The sequence below is a fragment of the Halalkalibaculum sp. DA3122 genome, assembly GCF_043951865.1.
In the GTDB taxonomy this organism is placed as follows: domain Bacteria; phylum Bacteroidota; class Rhodothermia; order Balneolales; family Balneolaceae; genus JAMQKA01.
The window spans coordinates 1-25,163 of record NZ_JBINJF010000036.1 but is presented as its reverse complement, the minus strand read 5'-3'; the positions used below and the strand labels follow the sequence as shown (position 1 = coordinate 25,163).

The following is a 25,163-nucleotide window of genomic DNA, read 5'->3' as shown; positions in this document are numbered from 1 at the left end:
ATATTAAGAATTTCGTCTTGACATTCTGCGCATGCAGCAGGTGTGGACCATAAAACTCAATCACTCGTTATGTCACCAGCTAAATCTCCCGAACCGGAACACATTGTCGTTGTTGGAAATGGGATGGTGGGCTACAAGTTTTGTGAAAAGCTCATCAACAAGGAAACGAGCACCAATTTTAAGATTACCATTTTTGGCGAGGAGCCCCGCCCGGCATACGACCGCGTACAGCTGAGCTCCTACTTTGCCGATGCGGACGAGGAGGACCTGCAGATGGCCCCGCGCTCCTGGTACGAGGAGCAGGGCATTACCCTGTTTACCGGAGAGCTCGTGGTGGATCTGGATCGCAAATCCAAGACCGTAACCTCCCAGAAAGGGCGCACGGTTTCCTACGACAAGCTGATCCTGGCCACCGGCTCCAGCGCGTTTGTGCCTCCCATCGACGGTACCGACAAGAAGGGCGTATTTGTGTATCGCACGCTTGAGGATCTGGATGCCATCACGGACTATGCCCGGGGCGCCGGCAAGGCGGCGGTAATTGGCGGCGGACTGCTCGGGCTGGAGGCGGCCAAGTCGGCCATGGACCTCGGGCTGGAGACCAGCGTCATCGAATTTGCCCCGCGCCTGATGCCGAAACAGCTGGATGAGATCGGCGCTCATGCATTAAAGACGGCGCTTGAAGAGCTGGACCTGGAAATTCTGCTGAACAAGAACACTACGCTCATCGGCGGCAATGGCACGCCCGAATACCTCGACTTTGAAGATGACGATCGCCTGGAGGCAGACATGGTGATCATCTCCGCCGGAATTCGTCCGCGCGATGAACTGGCCCGCAAAGCTGACCTGGAAGTTGGCAAGCGCGGCGGCATCATCGTGGATGACAAGATGAAAACCAGTGATCCCGATATTTATGCGATCGGGGAATCCGCCCTGCACCGCGGCATGATCTACGGCCTGGTGGCCCCCGGCTACGAGATGGCCGACGTGGTGGCGGAAAACCTGACCGGCGGCGATGAAGAGTTTACCGAATTCGATATGTCCACCAAGCTAAAGCTCGTGGGCGTGGATGTAGCCAGCTTTGGCGATGCGTTCGGGGAGTCGGAAGAGAACAGCAAGAAAGTGATTATCGACAACAAGGCTAAGGGCGTGTATAAGCGTATCAATGTCTCTGAGGATGGCGATCGCCTGCTGGGCGGTATGCTCGTCGGCGATGCGGATGATTACAACATGCTGCTGCAGATCGCCCAGAATGGCTTCTCGCTGCCACCCGATCCCGTGGACCTGATTATCGGCAAGCGCGACGAGGAGTCCGGCGCCGGCCAAAAAGTGTATGATTTTCCCGATGACTCGATCATCTGCTCCTGCGAGAGCGTGACCAAGGGCGAGATCTGCGAGCTCATTGAGGAAGAAGGCAAAGAGGATATCGACAGCATTAAAAAATGCACCAAGGCGGGTACCGGCTGCAGCGGCTGCGTACCGATACTCGATGACCTGCTGACCCAGTCGATGGAGGCCCGCGGCAAAGAAGTACGCAAGGTAATCTGCGAGCATTTCGATTACACCCGCCAGGAGCTCTTCGACATCATCAAAGTCAAAGAACTGCACACCTACGATGAGCTGCTGGATGAGGTGGGCGAAGGCAACGGCTGCGAAAAGTGCAAGCCGGTGGTCGCCTCCCTGCTGGCCAGCGCCTTCAACGAGCATGTTCTCGAAGACCGCGACACGATCCAGGATACCAACGACCGCTTCCTGGCCAACATTCAGCGCGGCGGTACCTACTCGGTAATTCCACGCGTACCCGGCGGCGAAATTACGCCGGACAAGCTGATCACCATCGGTGAGCTGGCCAAGAAATACAATCTCTACACCAAAATTACCGGCGGGCAGCGCATCAACATGATGGGCGCCCGCGTGGATCAGCTCCCCGATATTTGGGAAGACCTTATCGAGGCCGGCTTCGAAAGTGGTCATGCGTACGGAAAGGCGCTTCGAACGGTGAAAAGCTGCGTCGGTTCCGTCTGGTGCCGGTACGGACTGCACGAATCGGTTTCCTTCGCCATCGAAATTGAGGAACGTTACCGCGGACTTCGGGCTCCCCATAAACTCAAAGGCGGCGTTTCCGGCTGCGTGCGCGAATGCGCCGAAGCCCAGGCCAAGGACTTTGGCATCATCGCCACCGAAGAGGGCTGGAACCTGTTTGTCTGCGGAAACGGCGGTACCAATCCCCAGCACGCCAAACTGCTGGCCACCGATCTCAGTGAAGAAACGCTTATCAAATACCTGGACCGCTTCCTGATGTTCTACATCAAAACGGCCGAACACCTGGATCGCACCTCTACCTGGCTCAACAAAATGGAGGGCGGCCTGGACTACCTCAAGAAAGTGGTCGTCGAAGACTCTCTCGGTATCGGCGAAGAGCTGGAACAGGAGATGCAGCAGCTGATCAACGTCTATTCCTGCGAATGGAAAGAGGTGGTCAACAATCCCGAGCTGCGAAAACGGTTCAAGCATTTCGTCAACTCCGAGGATCTCGATCCCAGAGTCAAGTTCAAGGAGTACCGCGAGCAGCCCGTGCCCGCCGCGGCCGGCTGGGAAGATGAGGAGTAAAACAATTCCCCATTCATTTAACAATCAACCACGAAGAACACAAACTACACTAATTCTTTGAGTCCTTTGTGGTTACATAAACCCAATCCCTGTTATCATCCAAATCACAATCCCTAAACCTTTCTTTAACAGTTCATGGAAGCACAACAAGATGTCATTGAATGGTACAAAGCTGCCAGGGTGGAAGATTTCCCAAAAAACGGCGGCGCCTGCGTGAAGCTGCAGGACAAGCAGATTGCCGTATTCAATTTTACACGGCGTGGCGAATGGTTCGCCTGCCAGAATATGTGTCCCCACAAAAAAGAGATGGCCCTGGCCCGCGGTATGATCGGTGAGAGCGAGGGCGATCCGAAAGTAGCCTGTCCCTTTCACAAACGGGCCTTTAATCTCTACTCCGGGGAGAATATAAACGGCGATGAGGAGCCGGTTGAGACCTATCCGGTGAAAGTGGAAGATGGATTCGTCTATGTCGGCCTTTCATAGCTTTTGTTTCATCACCGGCTACGTCAAGCGTCCACGCTTGACAACATGAAGCTTAATTCTTTACAAGCGCGGACGCTTGGAAGAGCAGTGCTTTAAAATGCTCCATAATCCACAAGTGCATAACTGATCAGCCCGACCCAGCCGCTTCGATATCACAGCCGGCGGTCCCAATTATCTGTTCCAACAGTGCTTCCAACATAATCCCTATGATCCTATCCGATACGAATAAATTATATACGTTCATTTTTGCCTGCCTGGCTTTCCTGCTGCTGGCAGATTATGCTCTCGCCCAGTTCACTCTCTCCGGCGAACTGCGCCCGCGTACCGAGCTGCGCCATGGCTATAAAACATTGCCTGCCGAGGGTGCTGAGGCTGCTTTCTTCACCGAACAGCGCTCCCGCCTGAACCTGGATTACAGCAAAGAGTTGTACGAAATAGGCCTCAGCGTGCAGGATGTGCGCATCTGGGGCAGCACCGGCCAGCTCAATAAAACCGATGGGCGTTTTTCGGTACACCAGGCATGGGGGCAGATCAACTTTAACAAAAGCCTCTCATTGAAAGCAGGTCGCCAGGAACTGGTGTATGACGACCAGCGCATCCTCGGCAGCGTGGGGTGGACCGCCCAGGGCCGCAGTCATGATGCGCTGCTTTTGAAGCTTGACCAGGAAGACTGGTCGCTGCACGGCGGCTTTGCCTTTAACCAGGATAACAATCCGCCGGAACCCGCCAAACTGTTCGACACTTATTATTCCGGCGTCAATAATTACAAAACGCTGCAATACCTGTGGTATCACCGCGAGCTGGAATCTACTTCATTTTCAATACTGGGCCTGAACAACGGCGTTCAGCTGCCGGACAGCACCGTTAATTTTACCCAAACCGTCGGACTCACTGGCACGCACACGTTCTCAGATTTTTCAGTTGACGCTACCTTCTATTACCAAACCGGCACCGATCCGGCCAATACTGATGTAAGCGCCATGCTTGCCTCGGCGAGTCTCTCCTACTCCGGGTTGAATAACATGAATCTGACGCTAGGCGCCGACTACCTCTCCGGAACCCAGCCCGACCAAGCCGACAACCACTCCTTCAACCCGCTGTACGGTACCCATCACAAATTTTACGGCTTCATGGATTACTTCTACGTGGGCAACCCGCATAATCAGCCCATTTCATCCCACAACAATAGTGTGGGCCTGGTGGATCTGTTTGTTAAGTCCGGGTTCAGTTTGTCTGAAAAATCCTCGCTGTCGGCCGCACTGCACCAATTTTATTCACCGGTCGATATCGTCGATCCCAATAATCTCTCAAGCACACTGAGCAGCACGCTGGGCACCGAAATTGATCTTGTTTTTTCGCATGCCCTGTCGGATGAGGTAAGCATCGGGGCCGGGTATTCCCAGCTGTTTGGCACCAATTCACTAGAAGCGATTAAAGGCGGAAGCAGCGGTCCATCCAGCAACTGGGCCTGGCTGATGCTCAGCTTTAATCCTGTTTTTATTTCGATGTAGCAACCGATCCCTAATCCCAATCAATCCCTAACAAAAACTACTGTCGGGTACCACCAATGAAAACCACAAAAGATACGAACAAGGCAACGCGCATAAACCTGTTCAGTTTTGCTGCACCGCACATGCGGACTTTTCACCTCTCCTGGATCTCCTTTTTTCTCTGTTTTTTCGGGTGGTTCGGGGTAGCGCCGCTGATGGCTGTGATCCGCGAGGAGCTGAGTCTCACGCAGTCGCAGATCGGGAACACTATAATTGCCTCCGTGGCCATCACCGTCATTGCACGGATATTTATCGGGCGATTTTGTGATAAATACGGTCCGCGGCTCACCTACACCGTGCTGCTCATCTTTGGTTCTATCCCCGTCATAGGCGTGGGGCTGAGCAACAGTTACGAGACCTTCCTGCTGTTCCGGCTGGCCATCGGCATTATCGGCGCCTCGTTCGTGATAACCCAGTACCACACCTCCGTTATGTTTGCGGATAATGTTGTGGGCACGGCCAACGCCACTACCGCCGGATGGGGGAATATGGGCGGCGGCGCCACACAGATGATCATGCCGATGATTTTTGCAGGATTCGTCTTTCTCGGTTTTGAGGATACATCCGCCTGGAGATGGGCGATGGTCGTGCCGGGTGTGCTGATGATCGTGCTCGGCATCCTGTACTACAATTTTACGACGGATACGCCCAAGGGCAACTTCTCAGAGCTGGAGGTTGATTCCGTCGCTGAGCTGGAAGGCGATGATGCAGAGCAGGAAGAGGAGCCATCTATGCTGGATGTGATGAAAGACTACCGCGTGTGGAGCCTTTTCGCAATCTACGGCGCCAGCTTCGGCATTGAGCTGACTATCAACAACATCGCGGCCATCTATTACTACGATTACTTTTCTTTGGATCTCGAAACCGCGGGCCTCATCGCCGGCCTGTTCGGACTGATGAACCTGTTTGCACGACCGCTGGGCGGGTATCTCGGCGATAAGTTCGGGATCGAATTCGGGCTGAAAGGCCGGGTCCGATTCCTCTTCGTGATGCTCTTCCTGGAAGGCCTGGCCCTGATGCTGTTCTCCAGCATGACGGTGCTGACGCTTGCCATTGGAACGATGATTGTGTTCAGCCTCTGCGTGCAGATGGCGGAGGGCGCTACTTACTCCGTGGTACCATTCGTCAATCGAAAAGCTGTTGGTGCCGTCTCCGGCATCGTGGGAGCCGGCGGAAATGCAGGCGCCGTCATGGCCGGGTTCCTGTTCAAGTATGAATCCATTACCTATCCCGAAGCCCTCTTTGTTCTGGGCGTCGTTGTTAGCATCACTTCGCTGCTGGCCTTCACCGTACGCTTCAGCTTTGGTGATGAGAAGGAAGCCCTCTACGAGCTGGAAGAAGCGATATCAGAGCCTGTTTTACAGACCGAGCCCGCTTTGGCAGATTAAATGAGTGTTATTCGTGATGCGTAATGCGTGATGGCTGCCGCTGTTACGAATTACGTATCACACGTTATGAATCAGAGAATAAAACGAAATACGCACTACTCCTTTGGGGGATTTGTACTCCCGGCTACAATTCAATCCTCCTGTCCTCCTTCTCCAAGGAGGAACTCATAGATGCAGAGTAATACCTGATAAATCAAAAAATAAGCACTCCCAAAGTCCCTCTTGGAGAAGAGGGATTTAGGGAGATTGACAATAGCAATTGAGAAAATTGAATAAGTAGTAATCCAATATGACCCAAACCGGAACCGAGAAATTTAAATCCACCTGCTCCTACTGCGGTGTGGGATGCGGCGTTGTCGTCGAGAAGAACTCGAACGGTCAGATTAAAGTCACCGGCGACGAATCCCATCCCGTCAACAAGGGCATGCTCTGTTCAAAAGGCATGAACCTGCACTACACCGTGGCAGACCACTCCGACCGGCTGCTCTATCCCCAGATGCGGTGGGCGCGCAACCAGCCCCGCCGTCGCGTGGATTGGGATACCGCCCTGGATCGGGCCTCCGCCGTATTCAGAACCTTTATTGATAAATACGGCCCGGATTCCGTGGGTTTTTACGTTTCCGGGCAGTGCCTCACCGAGGAGTACTACACGGTAAACAAGCTGGCCAAAGGGTTTGTGGGCACCAACAACGTGGACACGAACTCCCGGCTCTGCATGAGCTCGGCGGTAGTGGGCTACAAAAAGACACTGGGCGAAGACTCCGTGCCGATCAGTTACGAGGATATTGAGCTGGCCAACTGTTTTTTTATTACGGGCGCCAATCCCGCGTGGTGCCATCCCATACTTTTTCGACGCATCGAAAATCACAAGGAGAAGCATCCTGATGTAAAGATCATTGTCGCCGATCCGCGGGAGACGCAGTCCTGCTCTATTGCGGATCTCCACCTGCAACTGAATCCCGGCACCGATACGCCGCTCTATCACGCCATCGCCCGATGCCTGATCGAAAGCGGAAGAATTGATGAGGAGTTCATCAAAAATCACACCGATGGTTTTGCAACATTTCGCCAGCAGGTGATGGAGCAGTCGCTGGAGGAAGCCGCCGAAACCTGCGGCCTGGAGATCAGTGAAATCAAACAGGCCGCCCGGTGGATCGGCGATGCCAACGGCTTCATCTCCATGTGGGCGATGGGCCTCAACCAGAGCGTGGACGGCACCGACAAAAACCTGGCACTAATCAACCTCTCGCTCATTACGGGTCAGATCGGCAGGCCGGGCTCCGGACCCTTTTCGCTGACCGGTCAGCCCAACGCCATGGGGGGACGCGAAGTGGGCGGCATGGCCAACCTGTTATCCTCGCACCGCAATCTCGAAAACCCCGATCACCGACGTGAAGTAGCCGAACGCTGGGGTGTGGATTCCGTACCTGCCGAACCGGGCTATACTGCCACCGAAATGTTCGACGCCCTCCGCAGCGGAGAGATGAAGGCAATCTGGATTATCTGCACCAATCCGGTGGTGAGCCTGCCCAACTCCGCTATGGTGGAGGAAGCACTAGAGGAGGCCAAATTTGTGATCGTACAGGATATCTCCAAGGATTCCGAGACCGTGGATTATGCGGATCTCGTCCTGCCCGCCGCCGGCTACCTCGAAAAAGAGGGTACCATGACCAACTCCGAGCGCCGCATCAGCTACCTGGAGAAGGTCGTGGAGCCACCCGGCCAGGCGCTGCCTGATGCGGAAATTCTCTGCCGGTTCGCCCGAAAGATGGGCTACCACGGCTTCGACTTTGAGACGGCCGGTGACATTTTCGATGAACACTGCTACATGACCAAGGGCACCAACATCGACATAAGCGGGCTGAGCTACGACTACCTGAAAGAGCACGGCACGGTGCAGTGGCCCTTCCCCGAAGGCGCCGAGAAGGACACCAAGCGCCTGTTTACCGATCACGAGTTTTATACCGAAAACGGTCGCGCGCAGATCCACACCCAGAATGTGAAAGAGCCAAACCGCGAGGGCGAATATCGCCCGCTGGTGCTGACGACGGGCCGAATCCGCGATCAGTGGCACACGCGTACGCGGACGGGTAAGGTGAGTCGGCTGAACCAGCATATCGATCAGCCCTACGTGGAGATCCACCCCGAGGATGCTGAGAAACGCAATATCGCAGAAGGCGATGTGGTGGAGGTCATCAATGGCCGCGGCACCGTTCGCGTGCAAGCAATGCTCTCCGATGAGATCAAGCCCGGCGTCGTGTTCATCCCGATGCACTGGGGCAAAATCCTCAAAAACGACTTCTCGCGTGCCAACAATCTGACGAGCGACCGCATCGACCCGGTTTCCAAGGAACCGGATTTCAAGTACTCCACGGTGGAAATTTCGAAGTTCACCAAGGCGAAAGAAAAGATTGTTGTGGTGGGTGCGGGAGCCGCGTCCTACCGATTTGTGAACCGGTACCGCGAGCTTAACACTGAAGATGAGATTGAGGTCTTTTCCAAAGAGGAGTACCCGTTCTACAACCGCGTGCTGCTGCCCGACTATATCAGCGGCGAGCTGAGCTGGGAGCGCCTCCAAAAGATGAAGGGCGACCAGCTTGCTGATCTGGATCTCACGGTCCATGAAGGCACAAGCGTGGAGTCCGTAGATTGCAACAACAAGACGGTTACTGATTCTGAAGGAAACACGCACAGCTACGATCAGCTGATCCTGGCCACCGGCAGCCGTGCCAATTTCCCCAAAGATATTCCAAACCTGCCGGGCGTATTTACCATTCGTCACCGCACCGATGCCGACAAGCTGCGTGAGTACACCAACAATGAGGGCCATGTCGTGATTGTGGGCGGCGGACTGCTGGGGCTCGAGATGTGCGCCTCGCTGAGCGAGGTGGATATGGAGGTCACGCTCGTGCACCGCAATCCGCGGCTGATGGAGCGTCAGTTGGACCAGACGGCCAGCGAGCTGCTTTACGAGCATGTTCGGGACCGCGGGATCAACGTCATTTTTAATGATGAGGTTGAGCGGCTTTCCCAGGATGGCAAAGAAATACGAGCAGGATTAAAGAGCGGCAAATTCCTGGACTGCAAAGCTGTGGTCTATGCCATCGGTACACGTCCCAACACCGGGCTGGCCAGCGAGGCGGGGCTGGAGTGCAAGCGCGGCGTAGTGGTGAATGAGCACCTGCAGACCAGCGATTCGAGTATTTATGCAATTGGCGAAATTGCCGAATTCCGCGGCACCATGAATGGAATTACGGCCGCCGCCGAGCAACAGGCGGATATTGCGGCCGGGTATATTTCGGGCGATCTCTCGAGCAACTACGCCGGATCGCTTTCCATGAATATCCTGAAGTTCCCCGACCTGGATCTCTGCTCGCTGGGCATGACTGAAGTGCCGGAAGATGATTCGGAGTATGAAGAAATCGTGCTGCTGGACCGCTCCCAGCGATTCTACAAAAAGTGTATCGTCCACCAGGACAAGCTGGTTGGTGCCATCCTGATGGGGGACAAGGCTGAGTTCAACGACTTCCGCATGCTGATCGAAAGCGAGCTGGAGCTCAGCGACCGCCGGAAAGAGCTGCTGCGCTCCGGTCAGGCCATGCCCCCGATGAAAGGCGAGCTGATCTGCTCCTGCAACAACGTGGGCGACGGCAATGTGAAGGAAGCAATTGAAAACGGTTGTACGGAACTGAATAAACTCTGCCAGGAAACCGGCGCCGGAACGGGCTGTGGGAGTTGTAAGCCGGAGGTGAAAGCTATTTTAGAGCAGGTAGAAAATGAGCAATTGGTTAAAGAGCAGTAATCATGTAATTCGAAGCGCTGCTTCGTAAACTTCTCAACTCGAAGCAGCGCTTCGAGCTACAAACTACCGCTCTTCCAAGCGTCCACGCTTGGAAATAACGGCGTGAAGTGTCAAGCGTGGACGCTTGACTTAGCCTATTCGTACATCCAAATAACTATTAACCGGTAACAAAACCCGATGAAGAAAACCGACCTCATACGCGCCTTCATCCCCGGTGGACTGCTGTCCCCGAGAGATCTCAGGAAGATCCTGGACATTGCACGAGACATGGGTAACGAGACGGTCCACTTTGGGTCACGCCAGGATATTATGTTTCCCGGCGATGAGGTGGAGCAGCGGAAGCTGGATGAGGAGTTTGGATCCATTCGCACGCAGTATGAGTGGAACGGGCAGCGGTATCAGAATATCGTGACTTCCTTTGTGGCCGTCGATATCATGCCGACCACGCCCTGGGTGACGACCGGCACTTATTACAATGTGCTGGACACTTTTGATTACCGCCCGCGTCTCAAAGTTAATATCACTGATCCAAAGCAGAGTTTAGTCCCGCTGTTCAACGGGCAGCTCAATTTTGTGGCCTCCGAGCATGAAGACTACTGGTATCTATTTCTGAAGTTTAATCCCACGGATGACCTGCGGCGATGGCCGGTGCTTATATCCAGCTATGATATTGGAAAGGTGGCTGCGGCCCTGGAGCAGCTTTACTTTGATGACAATCGGGATCAATCTGCGGATGTCGATCTGTTGTTTCAAAGCATTAATCAAGAACTGCAAACAAATAACCGAACCATAGATAATGAGCTGGAATTGCCGACGGAGCCGTTTCCCTATTACGAGGGACTGAACAAAATGGCCGGCAGCAAATACTGGCTGGGGCTCTACTGGCGGAACAACCGGTACACCATCTCTTTCCTGGAAAAAGTGTGTGACCTGTGCTCGCGGACCAACATCGGGAAGATCATTATCACCCCTTGGAAGTCATTTATCGTGAAAGGAATTCGGGAGGAGGATCGCGACAAGTGGGAGCTGCTTTGCGGCCGGAATGGAATTAATCTGCGGCACTCCTCGCTGGAGCTCAACTGGCACCTGCCGGTATTGAATGAGCATGCCCTGAAGCTGAAGAAATACCTGGTGAATGTGTTCGACAAGCACGATATCAGCACGTATGGGCTGACGTTTTCGATCAAGGAACGACCGATCTACCTGTTTACGTCTGTTGCCATTTTGATGCACCCGAGCATTCGCCTGTTTGGGAAATATGACCTACAGAAGCGATACAACGTGTTTTACAGTAAGAATTTTAATCCCAATGAGGAGAAATACATTCCGTTTGCGATGCATGTAACCAAGCGAGAGCTGCCTAACGTGCTCATGAAGCTGAGCCGGATCTATTACGATCAGCTGGATGACGACGGGCAGGATCGAATCTGGGAGGAACCGGAGGAGGCACCCGATACCCAAACTGTGCATCAGTGCCCTGACTGCATGACGATTTATGACCAGCGGTATGGCGATACGGCAGCAGAAATCCCGGAGGGGACGCCGTTTGAGGATCTGCCTGAGGGGTATAGATGCCCGCTTTGTGAAACGCCGAAGTCAGAATTTAAAGAACTTGAAATGGAACTTGAGGGAAGTAAGGTGAAATGCCAAAAATAAGGGTTCACGCAGAGTCGCTAAGCCGCAGAGTTCTATAAATCGTTCTTTGCGTCTCCGCGTCTTTGCGAGATTCTTTAACAATTTGTAAACCAGCAAAACAAAAAGATATGACACTAAACCTGAAACTCTTTGGAATAACGAAAGATGTAATTGGTACCAAAGAGCTGGAGTACAACGTCTCATCTGCTGCCAGCGTAAGTTCGTTAAAGCAGAAATTGATTGAAGAATTTCCTGAACTGGACAGCCTCAAGTCGCTGGCTATTGCGGTAAACGGGGAATATGCCAGCCAGGATCTGCCACTGACGGAGCAGGATGAGATTGTGCTTATTCCACCGGTCAGTGGCGGGTAGTTGCTTGTTGGTGTATTAGTTATTGGGCACCTGGGTTCTGTATCGCGAGGTTTAGCTTTTCTAATGCCAATTTTTAAGATGATCCCGCTGTAGATCTGTAAGGGCCTCTGGACGATAAAATTTTTTGTAAAAATCTACATCCAAATGATTGGCCTGGAAACCGAGTAGCGTGCGCAGCGGCATTTGGTAGGCCGGGAACCGGCCATAGCGTTCATAAATATAGCTGCAATACGCGATTGTGGCTTCCACTGTAGCTTCACTCACGCCCGGTGCTGTATTACTGACTTCACCCGAATTTAACCATGCACTGTTGGAAGCCCCTTTCCTGAATATTCCCTCTGCTCCCCACTTCATGTCAACAACCGTCCGAACTGCATCCTCCATTGAACTATAGTACGGCGGGCAATGGGGCTTAATCAGGACTTCCTCACCTGATTCCAGTCCTACCACCAACGGAACGGGTTGATCCCGATTTAGCAGCTTGGCCATCAACCGGTAAAACCAGTTCATTCCCAGGTAGCGGGAGGCACGTACTTCCCTCATGCGAAATCCCAGTGCCTCAAACCACCCGTAATAATGGGCCGCCCAGTGAGGGAATCCGCCCAGACCCATGGCCTGCGTCATAAGTGCCAGGTTTTGGATAATCATGCCGGCCTCGGCTGTGACGAACTCCGTGACGAGCGTCTCCAGCTGCTGGATAGTGATAGTATGCTCTTTGCTTGGATCATCCACGAGGTGACCACCGCGGCTCTGCGCAAACTTTTTGATGCCGGCAGGTCGAAAGCCTGCTCGCTCATCAATGGGATAGATGCCGTTATGCTCGTTGAAGATTTCCAGCAGTGCGTTAATATACATAACCGTAAAATCCTGGACTGGCAGAAAGTAGGTGGCAGCCGGATCGTAAAGCGACCACTTGTTACAGTTGATATTGAAGAAGAGCTCCAGCGGAGGCGTGGAGCGTCCATCTTTAATCCTGACCCTGCTCCGGTGGTATAGCTCGGTATAGTCTTCTTGCTCGGCGAGCTCGACCAATTCCGGTACGGATTCAGCCGGTAAATCGGCCGGTCGTTTGATGTAATAGGTGGCGTCCGGGTTCATCACGATCAGGGAGCAGCTTTGGATGGCATCGCCGCTCGGTACGGTACGGCCCGTGAGACCTGCAAGGATGGTACCCCCTTCGCCCTCGTCATAGACCAGGTCGCCCAGCGCGTAGCCCGTGATACCCGCGGCCGCATATACCAGCATCGCCTCCTCCTGATCGGTGAGTGGGAGCCCCTCATGCCGGCTTTCGTAGGCCATGGGACCCGAATCCATTTTCATCCCCAGTCCAAAGCGGCGGGAGCGGCGGCCTCGCATTATCTCAAGGAGTGAGTCCCAAGACGCAGATTTTTCGGATTTGATATTGTTGTCACTCATCTGATTAACTCCCGTCTCTAATATTTAGTGCCTGCTGTTAAACAATTGATATAATTGAATATACATACATTAAATTAAGGAAATGGCACGCTAAAACAGGTTGTCTTTTCTGGTGTAATCGATCATTTAATTAATGGGATTATGGAAGAGGGGAAGCATCTTCTGTATCCTGAGGAGTTGTCAATGTCCGAAAAGCACACTGCTATTATCTACTCTACCCCGGCGACAGGTATTCATAAGATTTGGGAAAGAGCCGGAATTTCCCACTTGGTTCCGGGATGGCTTATGATACTGATTGGCGTTCTGTTTAACGGGACCCTGCTTGTTTGGGCCTTGATAACACTTAAATAGCGAAAAGAAGAGGTGGAAATTTGTCCATCCAGAAATAAGTTGATGAACTACTAAGCAGTGTCAGTTGTCAAGCGTGGACGCTTGACGGAGCCAGCAACTAGATTGGAAAAATAAATGCATAATATGTAGGCCATCTACTATTAATGAACCAACATAAACTAAAAAACAATGGCTCATCCAAGCGTCCACGCTTGGATCGCGACGGCTAAAAATCAGGTTCAATGCCGTTCGATCGCAATCCTCCGGAACAGACCGGACCGATGGAGGCGACCACCACATTTTTATTAAGTGCGTATTGCAGTTCTTCTTTAGAGGCTACCATACCGGCCACTTTCATCACATGGCTGACCTGTGTTTTACTGGTAAAGAGCACTAGATCCACCTTGCGATCCAGAATGGCCTTGATTCCGTTTTTGAGCGGTTCCAGGTCATCAGGCAGCGCCCACCGGTAGATGGAGATTTGGATCAGTTCCGCGCTACGCTTTTTTATTTAGTATTTAGCTTCTCGTTGCGCTCGCCATATTCCTGGATGGCTACTTTTTACCGGTCAGATCTGAAGTCCGGGCATGCTCATCCAGCGCGTTAAGAATTTCTTCCCACGTATTCGGTTCCGGTACTTTAATATCGATCGTCACATCGAGGCTGCGCAACACCTTGGCTGGTTTGGATCCGCGGGATACAACGATGATACCTTCAAGAGCCTGCAGGATATCATCAAGTTTGTACTTCGTCTTCATCGTTTTTACCAGCATGTCCGTGCCTACGCCGGTCATATATACCAGGATATCCACCTCCCCATCAAAAAGCTGCTGGGCAAAACCGAATACAGCAGTATGGCTTTACAGCGGCATCTCCTGCATGGATGGAGCACTTATGGCGTTGGCTCCCTGCCGCTCAAGCAGCTTGGAGGTCGAGTCTGCCACTCTGCTTTCAAAAGCGAGTGCAGTTACATTTTCAAAGGGGGGTACCCATAATTTATTAGGCATTCTTAAAAAAATACTAATAAATTATTAGGCAATTAAGTTAAAAAATGGATTTTAATTAGATGATACCGGTTAAAGAGGCTGAAGAGATTATCAATTCAATTACCCTGGATACAGGGGCTGAACAGGTTCCTGTGTCGGAAGCTACAGGTCGCGTACTCCGTGAGTCGATCACTTCAGATCGGGATCTTCCACCCTTTGATCGAGTAATGATGGATGGTATTGCCATTCGGTTTGACCAGTGGAAGCAGGGACGGCGGTCATTTCCCATTGCGGGACTTCAAAAAGCCGGTGCGCCCAGGCAGACACTTCGGAATGGCGTTCACTGTCTGGAGGTGATGACCGGGGCTATCCTACCCGGAAATACCGATACTGTTATACGGTATGAAGATCTGGAAATAACCGAAAAGGACGGGAGTGCAATCGCGACTATTCAAAAGCCTCCCAAAGCGCGTCGGCAGAATATCCACGCCAAGGGTACAAACCGCGCCGGGGGTACGCTGATCGTTGAGGAGGGAACGGTGTTGAGCTCTGCTGAGATCGGGGTTGCGGCTACAGTTGGGATGCCACAGGTCAAGGTCTCCAGCCCTCCCCGGGTGGCCGTCATTTCTACGGGTGATGAGCTGGTGGGGATCGATCAGCAGCCCCTGCCCCACCAAATTCGGGGATCCAATTCGTACACCCTTGCCGCGGCGTTGCGAGAGCTGGGGATTAAAGCTCGGCTGTTCCACCTGGATGATGACAAGGAGGAGATCGCCGATAAGCTGGGGGGACTGCTGTCCCAATTTGATTTGCTGATCCTGAGCGGTGGCATCTCCAGGGGCAAGCTGGACTATATCCCTGAGATGCTTGAGCAGAATAGCGTAGAAAGACTGTTCCACAAAGTCCGCCAGCGGCCCGGCAAGCCGTTTTGGTTTGGGAGGTCCGAGCAGGCCGTGGTGTTTGCCCTGCCCGGCAACCCGGTATCCACATTTACCTGTTATTACCGGTATATCTGTCCCTGGCTTAAAAGGCAATTGGGGATGCAGGAAGAGAAACAACCCGTGGCACAGCTTACAGAGGACTATACCTTTGAAAAAAAGTTGACCTATTTTCTTCAGGTTAAGATATCTCAGTCGCCCGAGGGAATTATGCAGGCCACCCCGGTGAAGGGTAAAGGATCAAGCGACCTCGCCAACTTGTGTCGTGCAGATGGTTTGCTTGAGCTACCAGAGGAAAAGAATCTATTTTCCAGGGAAGAAAGTTTTTCACTTTACCTGTATCGTCCAATGTGGTAAATATTGATATATACTTTTCATAATCTACGAGTATTTGGTTCTACCTCTGATAGATGATATCAGGTTTCGTGCTATACACCAATGGGAAACATCAATTTTCGGCTTGGATATTGACTTCGTTTGCGTTTTTATTCCGTTTCAAATTCATTTTTACGCACCTCTCGAAACAGCTTGCTCATCTCATCGTCAGGGGCTCCTGATTGCATAAATTCTTAGATCTCCAAGACGGTTCTGTCATACAGGTAGACTTTACGGGTCCCCTCCATTCGGTTGCAGGTTCTGCAAAACGTTCGGCTTAAGGCGGTGATAGCTAGAAGTCCACCCACGTTACTGATTTGACCAACTAATCGTTTAAAAATCATCATTTCCGGTGAATACCCTTCATAGTATTCTTTTCTGTTGTTACAGATGATGTTATTTGAAGCTATAAAAATAACGGTACAGCGTGCTAAGGTGAATAAAAATTCAGCCTGTACATTGCTTAGTTTTCCTTTGGAGAGGGTATAATCATATTTACCCGCTGCCGGTATTCCTTATATTTTTCTCCATGGTATCGGACCAGATCCCGCTCTTCAAACCATATGCCCACAAAAATGTAGCCGGTGGTGGCTATGGCAAATACAAGATGTCCGAGTGTCATTGTAGGCGTGGCCCAAAAGGCGATGAGAAATCCCAGCATGAGGGGATGGCGTACATACTTGTACAGTCCCGGCTCCTGGAATTCAAGGGGCGTGATTTCCTCCCCCTTTAAATACAGCCAGACCTGCCGGAGCCCGAACAGGTTAAAATGATTAATCATAAAGGTAGTAATCAATACGATAACCCAGCCCAGCCAAAAAAGACCGTTTATCAAGTCGGACCACAACCCGGCTTCCACACTCCAGATTACATCCGGAAGAGGCTGCCACTGCCAGTACAGCAGGATCAAAACCAAGCTGCTGAGCAGCACATACGTGCTCCGTTCCACATGTGAAGGGACGATCTTGGTCCACCATCTCTTGAATCCATCCCGGGCCATGACCGAATGCTGGACAGCAAATAGCCCCAGCAGTAGCACATTTATTCCCAATGCCTGCCACAGGGTTGCCGCTTCGGGACCGCTGTTGATCGTTTTGGGCACCCCAAAATCACCGACAAAAGCGATGGCATAGAGAAAAGATCCCAGGAATATGACGTAAGAAACAATGCCGTAGAGAAAAGAAAGAATGCGTCCAAACATAGTAATCACCTCGCTGTTTTGGTTAAGTAAAATTGTATGATTTTTTATTGTCCGGCTATAAAACCTTGTGCCTCACGGGTACCGGCACGATTCGAGTCTTGCGCATTGGCCAATAGTCTTTCATAATATTCACCCGCCGCTTGTTTTTTGCCGGCTGCTTTTGCCGCCCGCGCCGCCCCCAGCAGCGTGTTATAGCGCCCCGGCCATACCGCGTCAGATGCCTCATAAGCTTCAAGAGCCTCTGCGGGTCGGTCGAGATCCATGAGCAGATTGCCCAGGGCTTCGTTGGGCGGCAGCAGGGCGCCGGAGGTTACCGGGTGCTTTTCGATCTTATTCTCCAGTTCGGCAGCCGATTGCAGTAAATTAACCCCCTTTCTATTGTCATTTTGTGCATGGGCTATCCAGCCCGTCAGTATGCGACGGTCGATTTCGATATAGGTAGCCATATCGTCAGCTCCGCCGGCTTTTGCTCCATCTCTGAGGTCCCCGAGCTTTTGTTCAGACTCCCTCGCAGTCTCAATATCACCGGTATGGACAGCGCCCAGGCCGCGCGCAAACCAGGTCAGACCCTCCGCCCAGGGCGATGCATCCCACGGCAGGTATCCCGGAGACCGCGGTTCCAGTTTGGCGACCTTGTTCCATTTTTGCCTCTCAACCGCCAGCCGTGCCGGTATGGCGGCAGTATGAAAAGCGGCAACAAAAGATGCCTGGTGCGGTTCTTTGCTGAAACCTCTTTCTGCGGCAGATTCGGCTTTTTCATCTTCACCCCGCTGCAAATAGGCATAGACCAGATAATCTATGGCATGGAGGTAATGATGGGAGATGGATCCGTTGACCGGATAATTGAGCGCAGCCTCGGCCGATTTCAGGTTCCAGTCAATGACTTCCGGCCAGTTGCCCAGTCGCACATAAATATGGGTGGGCATGTGCAGGGCATGGGGAACCGCCGGGGCGATCTTGCCGTAGGCCTCCACGATGTCCAGCGCATTCCCGGCCCGGCCGTCAACGTCGGTGGCATGAATGGTATAGTGTATCGCACCGGGATGCGAGGGAATTCGCTCATAGATCTCCCGCAGAATGGCCTCGGCCTCATCATGAAGCGGATCCCGGTTATCAGCCCGCAGCGCGATTGCCAGGCGGGTCAAACCATATAAAGCTGCAATATCTTCGTCATCGGGATAGGCTTCATAAGCGGCTTCCACGGCCTCGGCCCAGCGCCGGATGCGCGTCCAGAAGTTGGCTATTCCGGGCTCACGGAAAAATGCCGCTGTCGATTCAACAAGCAGTCTTTCCCGCTCTGAATCGGCAAGCTCAAGGGCTTTGTTGATCGTCTGCCAGCCCTGCCGGAGATCTTCTTCACTCGGCCGGGTCCCCCACAGCGGCTGGAACAGCGTCGTTGCCACGCCCCAGTAGGCCATCGCGCATTCCGGGTCAGCCTGCGTGATCTCCCTGAAGTCGTCCTGCGCTGTCTCGTACATCATATTATGCAGCATGGCCAGTGCGCGGTTGAAATCGGCCTGTACCTCCTCTTTGCAGGATACCTCAAAATCAACCTGGCCATAATCCTGTGACTGGGCATTAAGCTGACAAAAAGGAATTGCAAGGAGTACTATCGCAATACACAAAAGTGATGATGAATGTCGGTGAATCCGCATTCTGACCTCCATGGTTTCTTTGGTTAAGAGAAAGATTATTCTGCAATCCAGCGGCCGTTACGGTATGTACCCTCCTGAAAGGTGGCCCGCCCGTTATTTTCATCAATAAAGTAGCCGGCTTCATAGACCAGCCTGCGGTCATCATCTTCGACCAGGTGAATGGCCTCGGGTTCAACCGCCTTTTCGTAGGGATCATATACCGTTCCTTCCACCTCCACCGTCTCCAGGAAATGCTGCCGGAGAAAGCTCTGCGGAATGTTGACGACGAAGTAAAACGATCCGTCTTCGGTATATACTCCTGTAGTGTAATCGGCGCCCCGGTGGGTAGTCGGACAGAGCGAGCCAACTACGGCACAATCAAATCCCGACAGCTTCCCGGTAACGGTGTGGGTACCATCAGACTCTTGCATGTGGTCATGGGATTCAGAATCGGTATCCTGACCGGGATTACATCCGAGTATGATCAGGCTCAGTGCGGCAATCATGCAGGGTAAAGTTTTCTTTAGTCTGAAATACATCGCAATCCTCCATTTTTTGAAATGAACTATTCTGCATAAAAAGAGTGAAACGGTCGACCCGTCCTATGCTTTCCGGCCTGTCAGGACGATGGTATGAGCTCCCAGCCCTTTTGCAGCCTTCCGGGTGCTTTCGTTGGAGCTGCGGTCAAAATAATCCAGGCGGTCGATGACGGTAACATTTTCAAAACCGGCCGAACGGATCATATCCAGATATACCTCAACCGGTTCGGCGCCTACAATACATTCAGCCCAGAGCTGTGGATCGGCTTTTGACTCGGCCGAAACCGGTTTGGACAGAACGATATCCGCAATCTGGAGATAACCTTCCGGTTTGAGAATGCGATGAATCTCCTTAAATGCTTTTTCCTTGTCGGGCACCAGGTTGATGACCCCGTTGCTGGTTACCACGTCGGCTGAGGCATCATCCAGCGGGATATCGACGGCCTGTCCTTCGATGATGCGGATATGATCCACACCCGCCTTTTCAATATTTTTCCTGGCTTTCCGGATCATGGCAGGGGTGATGTCGATACCGATAACCTGTCCCTCGGGTCCGGTCTTGATTCCTGAAATAAGTGCGTCCACCCCGGATCCCGAGCCAATATCGACCACGGTATCCCCCGGTTGTATAACCTCGGCCAAAAACGGATATCCCACCCCGGCAAACGGCTCAACGGCAGAGGCCGGAATCGCATTTAGTTCTTCTTCAGGATATCCGAGATGCAGGCAAGAATTGCGGCCGGTCGGAAAGTGAAATTCCTTGTTCGGGCAGGCGGCTACTTCGTCGTACATCTCCTGCACGGCGTTCTCTACTTCCTGTTTGTCCAATTGGGTTGTCGTAGTACTCATGGCAGTTACCTCTTTGTTTCTTATTCGTTCGGATTTCTTGTTACTTCACCCACAATGTAATGGCAGCCTCTTCCCTTGATCTTCCGTTTTTCTTCCGGGTTTGGTTATTGGGATAACAGATGTGCCCCTAATAACGAATAACCGGTAAATAAACCATTTGATTGAAGTGCTGGATCAGAATTTTTTTATATCAATAATTAAAAAATAGGAGTTTGAACCTTGATTGGTGGGATTAAGGGATTACCTTGATTTTAAACGTATCCCGGCCATCAGGCCAATCCCATAAATCACGGTTCAGATTATGATATACAGAAACAGAGGCACCGAATATTCGATCAGTTACTACATCGAATCCTGGCTTCGTTCAAGGCAGTTTTGGGAGACAATATTTCCCGCATCCCTATACCAAGGCAATTGCAATTTCTGATTCTTTGTCAACGGTTCCTTGATTCGCAGGATTAAGAGATTATCTTGATTGAAATATATCGCGATCATCAAGCAATATCCCAAATCACGGGGCAGACAACGGGAGAAGAGAAATGAAATATAAACAACTTACGCACAAAATTATCGGCAGTGCCATGCGGGTGCATTCCGAATTGGGTAATGGTTTTCAGGAAGTGATCTACCAGCGGGCCCTGGAGTACGAATTCAAATTAAATGATATCACGTTCGTCAGGGAGTTTGAAATGCCGGTACATTATCGGGATTTACAGGTAGGCACACGCAGAGTTGACTTTTTAGTGGAGGATACCATATCTGTTGAATTGAAAGCCGTGATTAAACTGGAGGATGTTCATCTGGCCCAGGCGATGAATTATCTGGAAGCTTATAACCTGGAAATCGGACTGCTGCTTAATTTCGGTGCCCGAAGTTTGGGGTACAAGAGGCTGCACAATAACAGTCTGAACCCTGATTCAAGGGATTAAGGGATTTCCTTGATTTAAAAATCCCGGCCATCAAGCGAATCCCACAAATCACGGTTCAGACTACCATACGCAGAAACAAAGGCACCTATGCTTCAAACTTAACCAATCAACTGACAACCAACTTGTCCTGCTGGTCAACCATGCATTCCAGATAATGGGCTACGGGAGAGTGGGTCGTTTCCGGCACGGCCTCTTGCAGTATTTGATAGGATTTTTCCCTGCATTCTTCAGCACGATCCCGATCCTCTTGAGTGATGCAAAGGCTGGACTCGATGATAGTGGCAACCGCTTTTCCGATGGGGTTATCGGTTTTCTCGGCAAGCTGGGATACGGCGTCTCCACATTCACGCGCGCGATCCAGCTGACCAGTATGAAGGTATAAATAGGCCATCCATGGATACAGTTCCAGGGCACAGGCCCCACATGCTCCCGTTTCATCCAGCAATGCTTCGCTTTTTTCTACCATTTGTTGGGCCCGTTTAATATCATCACTCTCAATACGATTCCAGATACCGACCCCGTAAAGCCGTTGCAGGCAATGATCCCTGACAGCGGCCTGATTGGCATACGCAAGACCGTCCTGGATGGCCTGCCACCCGAGCTCACTGGCGCCTGTCAGCGTATGAAGCACGCTCTTACGGGCCAGCGAATAGGCCATCCCGGCGGGCGATCCCACCTGTTCGTGCAGCTCGAGACTCGCAGCCAGCTCTTCGACAGCCCGGTGCCGTTGTCCTCTCCACAGGTGCATGGTGCCCAGCGCGTAGTGACAGACGGCGACACAGCGAAAATCACCCATTTCCGAAGCCTGTTCGGCTATCTGTTCCAAAAATGAACGTGCACGCTGCAGCGGCTGGTCACCGGAAATATGATATTCCCAAAGGCAGAGATGGGCATCCGTGGCCACCACAATTTCGGGCGACCAGCCGTGGTACTGCCGGTCCATTTCGTATTGCAACCCTTCTTCCCATCGGCCGAGTGGCAGGCAGGTCATCGCAAGGATTTCACGCGCCTGCGAGGCTTCAACCTTTGCTTCAGCTTTTTCGGCCTTTTGGAGTGCTTGCTTTGCAATATCATACGCCTCTTTAAGCCGGTTCAAGTGCCACAGGTGGAGTGCTTTTGTGATTAAAACTCTAGCCTTGGCCCGATCATCATCCTCGACAAGATCAAAAGCCTTCTCCAGATATGTTGCAGAGCGATCGATCTCGGTACGGAATATGGCAACTACGGCCATCTTTCGATACAATTCCACCAAGTCCGTGTTGTCCGGAGCAATTTTTTCAGCAATTGATATCGCTTCTTCATAGGCTTCATAGCTCATCTCAAGTTTACCACAGGCCCGATAGACGTCGCCAATACGTTCTAAAATTTCTCTCTTCAGCCTGGTGGCCTTCTCGGTTTCAAGATTGTCGAGTACTTCACACGCTTCGCGGTACCGCTGAAGGGCATCTTCATGGGCATAGGCACTTTCTGCTCTTTCACCTGACTGAATCAAAAACTGTGCTCCCTTGAACATATCACCGGCTCCCAGGTAATGCCAGGCTATTTGTTCAACCGGTGGTTCCTTAGCGTCTGTCGATAACTCCAATAGCCGGTCGGCTACCTGTCTGTGAAGGGTTTTACGGCGTGCCTGAGAAATCGACGAGTAAATGGTCTCCTGGACAAGAGCGTGACGAAAGGAATAATCAAGTCCCTTCTCTTCAAGCAGGCGTTCCCTGACAACTTCTTCAAGAGCTGTAAAAAGTTCCTGGTTTGCACCTTGATGGTCACCACTCCATACATAAGCCAGAAGCTCATAGGGAACCTGTCGGCCGATCACTGCAGCTATATACAAGAGATGATGGGCGGGGGGAGAGAGTTTTTCAAGTTTTTGGTCGACCAGTTGATGCAGGGAGGAAGGAATGTTTTTTGATACAGGAGACTCCGGCATTTTCTCGGAATGCTCATTCTCCCGGGGGTGATCTGTATCTCCCTTTTCCCTGTAATGTCGCAACAGTTCGAGCGCATAAAAGGGATTCCCTTCGGCAAGCTGATAAATTTGGCGGGCTGTATCCGCCCCTATGATATCATGTTCGGCATACTGTTGAAGCAGGCCTATATGTTCCTCATAGGTGAGCGGAGCAAGTTCGATCTTTTCCACCGAAGGCTCTTCCATATCTCTGATAAACTCCGGTTCCGGCTCTCCTTCTCCTTTTCTTAATGTAGCGACAATCAGGACAGGCAATCGCTCCAGGTGCCGGATCAAATAGGAGAAAAGCTCCCGGCTACCCTGGTCTGCTGCATGCAGGTCTTCAAGTATTACAGCGCAGTACTCCTCCTGGGCAAGTGTCGCGAAAAGACGTTGTACCCGGGCAAAAAGATGGCCTTTGGCTGCCAGCTTATCGGCATGAGGAGCCGGGATGCCCTCACCGGCAAAGGTCGGAACAAGACGTCCGATCTCTACCGGAAGCTCTTCTTCAAGTTCGGGGTGCCTGTAAAGAATATCGTCGAACAGTTCAATAAATGGGCCGTAAGCCACATTCCCGGATGCTTCCCCACTGCGTCCCAAAAAGAACGGGATATCCCTGCGGCGGGCACGCAGGATGAGTTCCCGGACCAGCCGTGTTTTTCCGATTCCGGCTTCTCCACTTATTACAAGTCCGCTCCCGCGCCCACTTGAAAGATCATCAAGTAATTGCTCTATGGTATTACACTCTTCAACGCGTCCGATAATTGACGGGATAGATTCTGGAAAGGATGTTAAACGAGCACGCTGATTTTTTTCTACTTTAAGCTGACCTTCCCGGATATTGTCCAGAAGTTCAATAGTCTCTTTAGAAGGATCCATACCCAGCTCTTTGCCCAGCCTCTCTCTGCAAACTTCATATTGGTGAAAGGCGCGTGTTTCCTGACCTTTTTTGGCAAAAACGCGCATCAAACCTCGGTGCGCTGTTTCAAGGGTGGGTTCTTTCTCCAGCGCCAGCCTCAGCATTTCAGCCGCTTCCGACAGCTCTCCCTGCTGCTCATACTGCCCAGCCAGGGCCGTAAGTACATCAAGATATAACTGCCGGTAGTGCTCGCGGGGCAGCGACGCCCATTCGGCATATCGATCCATGGGCAAAAATTCACCACTATATATTGAAGCGGCATGTTCCAGTTCAGATAGGTCTCGCTCTTTGATACCTGTTCGTGCTGCTTGTTCAAAGAGTCGTCCATCGGTTACAACACCACCGGGCGGGTTAATTTTTATGAAATCATCCGTAATGTTGATCCAGTCATCGGCATCGTCATTATGCTTTGTAAAAGCTTTTCTTATATGATGGATTGCCTTGTAGAGTTGTGCGTTTGCTGCATTTTGATCTAGATCCGGCCATAACAGATCGGTGGCATGTTCCCGGGCCATCTGGAAATTACGTTGGTGCGCAATCAGCTTAAGCAGAGTTCGCGCTTTGCGACCTTTAATTTCGGTTTCATTTAGTGCTTGTCCATCGATAATAACCTCAAAACGCCCGAACAGATGCATCTCGAGGCTTGCGGACGATAACGGCTTTGACGATTCCATAACCCCAGCAGCTTAGTTGAGTTCCATCCCATTTAAAATATTATAACAAAATAATGGATAGTGTTCAGAATCGTTCTTAACTGATGTTAGAAATGATTTGAGATGACGGCAGGTCAGGCAGTTGCGTATCCATCGATCAACTCCCACCTGAAATTATCACTGGTGAATGACATTCATACATTAAAATATGTAACTCTTCTTGTTCCGATTATTTATCTCACTCCTGATAATAAATGGATTTCCCCGACTTTTCTTTTAAGCTTAATTTAAGTCTATACTCTTTATAATATTGAAGGAGTAACTGCAGATAGTGTATGTATCTAAGATTCAAATACTGAAATACGCTTTGTAATCTGAGGGCTTTGTAAAACCCTCACTCCTCGTTCTGAGGGAGTTGTACTCCCCTTTAACAAGGTCATAAGGTCGGTGGTTCAACCACCTCCCAACAAAATAGCAGGTTCTGCAAAGGTTCCTCATCATAACAACTAACCGGCTGGTACCATGGAACACTCACACGAACATATGAATCACGGTCACAATCACAGTGGCGAGCATCCTCACAACCATGACCACAAACACGATCACAAAAAGG

General features: G+C 51.6%; 18 protein-coding genes. 9 read left to right on the top strand and 9 right to left on the bottom strand.

Annotation, left to right across the window (positions count from 1 at the left end; translation table 11 throughout):
* The first annotated feature begins 69 nt into the window (after positions 1–69).
* The 7 genes from nirB (at position 70) to ACG2F4_RS17135 (ending at position 11,836) form a co-directional block, all read left to right on the top strand.
* Positions 70–2,607, top strand: a complete 2,538-nt coding sequence (nirB, locus tag ACG2F4_RS17165) for a nitrite reductase large subunit NirB (protein WP_395262121.1) — start codon at positions 70–72, stop codon at positions 2,605–2,607.
* A gap of 135 nt (positions 2,608–2,742) precedes the next feature.
* Positions 2,743–3,090: a nitrite reductase small subunit NirD gene (gene nirD / locus ACG2F4_RS17160; RefSeq protein ID WP_395262120.1), complete on the top strand. Its 348-nt coding sequence runs from the start codon at positions 2,743–2,745 to the stop codon at positions 3,088–3,090.
* A gap of 206 nt (positions 3,091–3,296) precedes the next feature.
* The gene (locus tag ACG2F4_RS17155; protein ID WP_395262119.1) at positions 3,297–4,601 is read left to right on the top strand and encodes an alginate export family protein; all 1,305 of its coding nucleotides are present in this window, start codon (positions 3,297–3,299) and stop codon (positions 4,599–4,601) included.
* A gap of 56 nt (positions 4,602–4,657) precedes the next feature.
* Positions 4,658–6,028, top strand: coding sequence for a NarK family nitrate/nitrite MFS transporter (locus tag ACG2F4_RS17150; RefSeq protein ID WP_395262118.1), 1,371 nt, complete (start codon positions 4,658–4,660; stop codon positions 6,026–6,028).
* A 289-nt stretch (positions 6,029–6,317) separates the two neighbouring features.
* A complete protein-coding gene (locus tag ACG2F4_RS17145; RefSeq protein ID WP_395262117.1) occupies positions 6,318–9,830 on the top strand; it encodes a molybdopterin-dependent oxidoreductase in 3,513 nt (1,170 codons plus the stop codon).
* Positions 9,831–10,007: 177 nt separating this feature from the next.
* On the top strand, positions 10,008–11,486 hold the full coding sequence (locus ACG2F4_RS17140) for a rubredoxin (protein ID WP_395262116.1): 1,479 nt from the start codon (positions 10,008–10,010) through the stop codon (positions 11,484–11,486).
* Between the two features lie 107 nt (positions 11,487–11,593).
* Entirely contained in the window at positions 11,594–11,836 is a 243-nt protein-coding gene (locus ACG2F4_RS17135; RefSeq protein WP_395262115.1) for a MoaD/ThiS family protein, read from the top strand.
* A 60-nt stretch (positions 11,837–11,896) separates the two neighbouring features.
* On the opposite strand, the gene ACG2F4_RS17130 is transcribed toward ACG2F4_RS17135, so the two are convergent.
* The 4 genes from ACG2F4_RS17130 to ACG2F4_RS17115 all read right to left on the bottom strand — a co-directional run bounded on the left by ACG2F4_RS17130 (position 11,897) and on the right by ACG2F4_RS17115 (position 14,589).
* Positions 11,897–13,252 carry a hypothetical protein gene (locus ACG2F4_RS17130; protein ID WP_395262114.1) on the bottom strand — a complete coding sequence of 452 codons (1,356 nt, stop codon included), beginning with the start codon at positions 13,250–13,252 and terminating at the stop codon, positions 11,897–11,899.
* A gap of 556 nt (positions 13,253–13,808) precedes the next feature.
* Complete coding sequence (locus ACG2F4_RS17125; protein ID WP_395262131.1) at positions 13,809–14,093, bottom strand: uroporphyrinogen-III synthase; 285 nt, start codon at positions 14,091–14,093, stop codon at positions 13,809–13,811.
* Between the two features lie 43 nt (positions 14,094–14,136).
* Positions 14,137–14,394: a hypothetical protein gene (locus ACG2F4_RS17120; RefSeq protein ID WP_395262113.1), complete on the bottom strand. Its 258-nt coding sequence runs from the start codon at positions 14,392–14,394 to the stop codon at positions 14,137–14,139.
* A 48-nt stretch (positions 14,395–14,442) separates the two neighbouring features.
* Positions 14,443–14,589, bottom strand: a complete 147-nt coding sequence (locus ACG2F4_RS17115; protein ID WP_395262112.1) for a hypothetical protein — start codon at positions 14,587–14,589, stop codon at positions 14,443–14,445.
* A 59-nt stretch (positions 14,590–14,648) separates the two neighbouring features.
* On the opposite strand from ACG2F4_RS17115, the gene ACG2F4_RS17110 reads away from it, so the two are divergent.
* The gene (locus tag ACG2F4_RS17110; RefSeq protein ID WP_395262111.1) at positions 14,649–15,863 is read left to right on the top strand and encodes a molybdopterin molybdotransferase MoeA; all 1,215 of its coding nucleotides are present in this window, start codon (positions 14,649–14,651) and stop codon (positions 15,861–15,863) included.
* A gap of 481 nt (positions 15,864–16,344) precedes the next feature.
* On the opposite strand, the gene mddA is transcribed toward ACG2F4_RS17110, so the two are convergent.
* The 4 genes from mddA to ACG2F4_RS17090 form a co-directional block, all read right to left on the bottom strand.
* Positions 16,345–17,082, bottom strand: a complete 738-nt coding sequence (gene mddA / locus ACG2F4_RS17105; protein ID WP_395262110.1) for a methanethiol S-methyltransferase — start codon at positions 17,080–17,082, stop codon at positions 16,345–16,347.
* A 44-nt stretch (positions 17,083–17,126) separates the two neighbouring features.
* The gene (locus ACG2F4_RS17100) at positions 17,127–18,707 is read right to left on the bottom strand and encodes a hypothetical protein (protein ID WP_395262109.1); all 1,581 of its coding nucleotides are present in this window, start codon (positions 18,705–18,707) and stop codon (positions 17,127–17,129) included.
* A gap of 65 nt (positions 18,708–18,772) precedes the next feature.
* A complete protein-coding gene (locus tag ACG2F4_RS17095; RefSeq protein ID WP_395262108.1) occupies positions 18,773–19,222 on the bottom strand; it encodes a hypothetical protein in 450 nt (149 codons plus the stop codon).
* A 96-nt stretch (positions 19,223–19,318) separates the two neighbouring features.
* Positions 19,319–20,104 carry a methyltransferase domain-containing protein gene (locus tag ACG2F4_RS17090; RefSeq protein WP_395262107.1) on the bottom strand — a complete coding sequence of 262 codons (786 nt, stop codon included), beginning with the start codon at positions 20,102–20,104 and terminating at the stop codon, positions 19,319–19,321.
* 539 nt (positions 20,105–20,643) lie between these two features.
* On the opposite strand from ACG2F4_RS17090, the gene ACG2F4_RS17085 reads away from it, so the two are divergent.
* Positions 20,644–21,033, top strand: a complete 390-nt coding sequence (locus tag ACG2F4_RS17085; RefSeq protein ID WP_395262106.1) for a GxxExxY protein — start codon at positions 20,644–20,646, stop codon at positions 21,031–21,033.
* A gap of 106 nt (positions 21,034–21,139) precedes the next feature.
* On the opposite strand, the gene ACG2F4_RS17080 is transcribed toward ACG2F4_RS17085, so the two are convergent.
* Entirely contained in the window at positions 21,140–24,571 is a 3,432-nt protein-coding gene (locus tag ACG2F4_RS17080) for an AAA family ATPase (protein WP_395262105.1), read from the bottom strand.
* Positions 24,572–25,163: the final 592 nt, after the last annotated feature.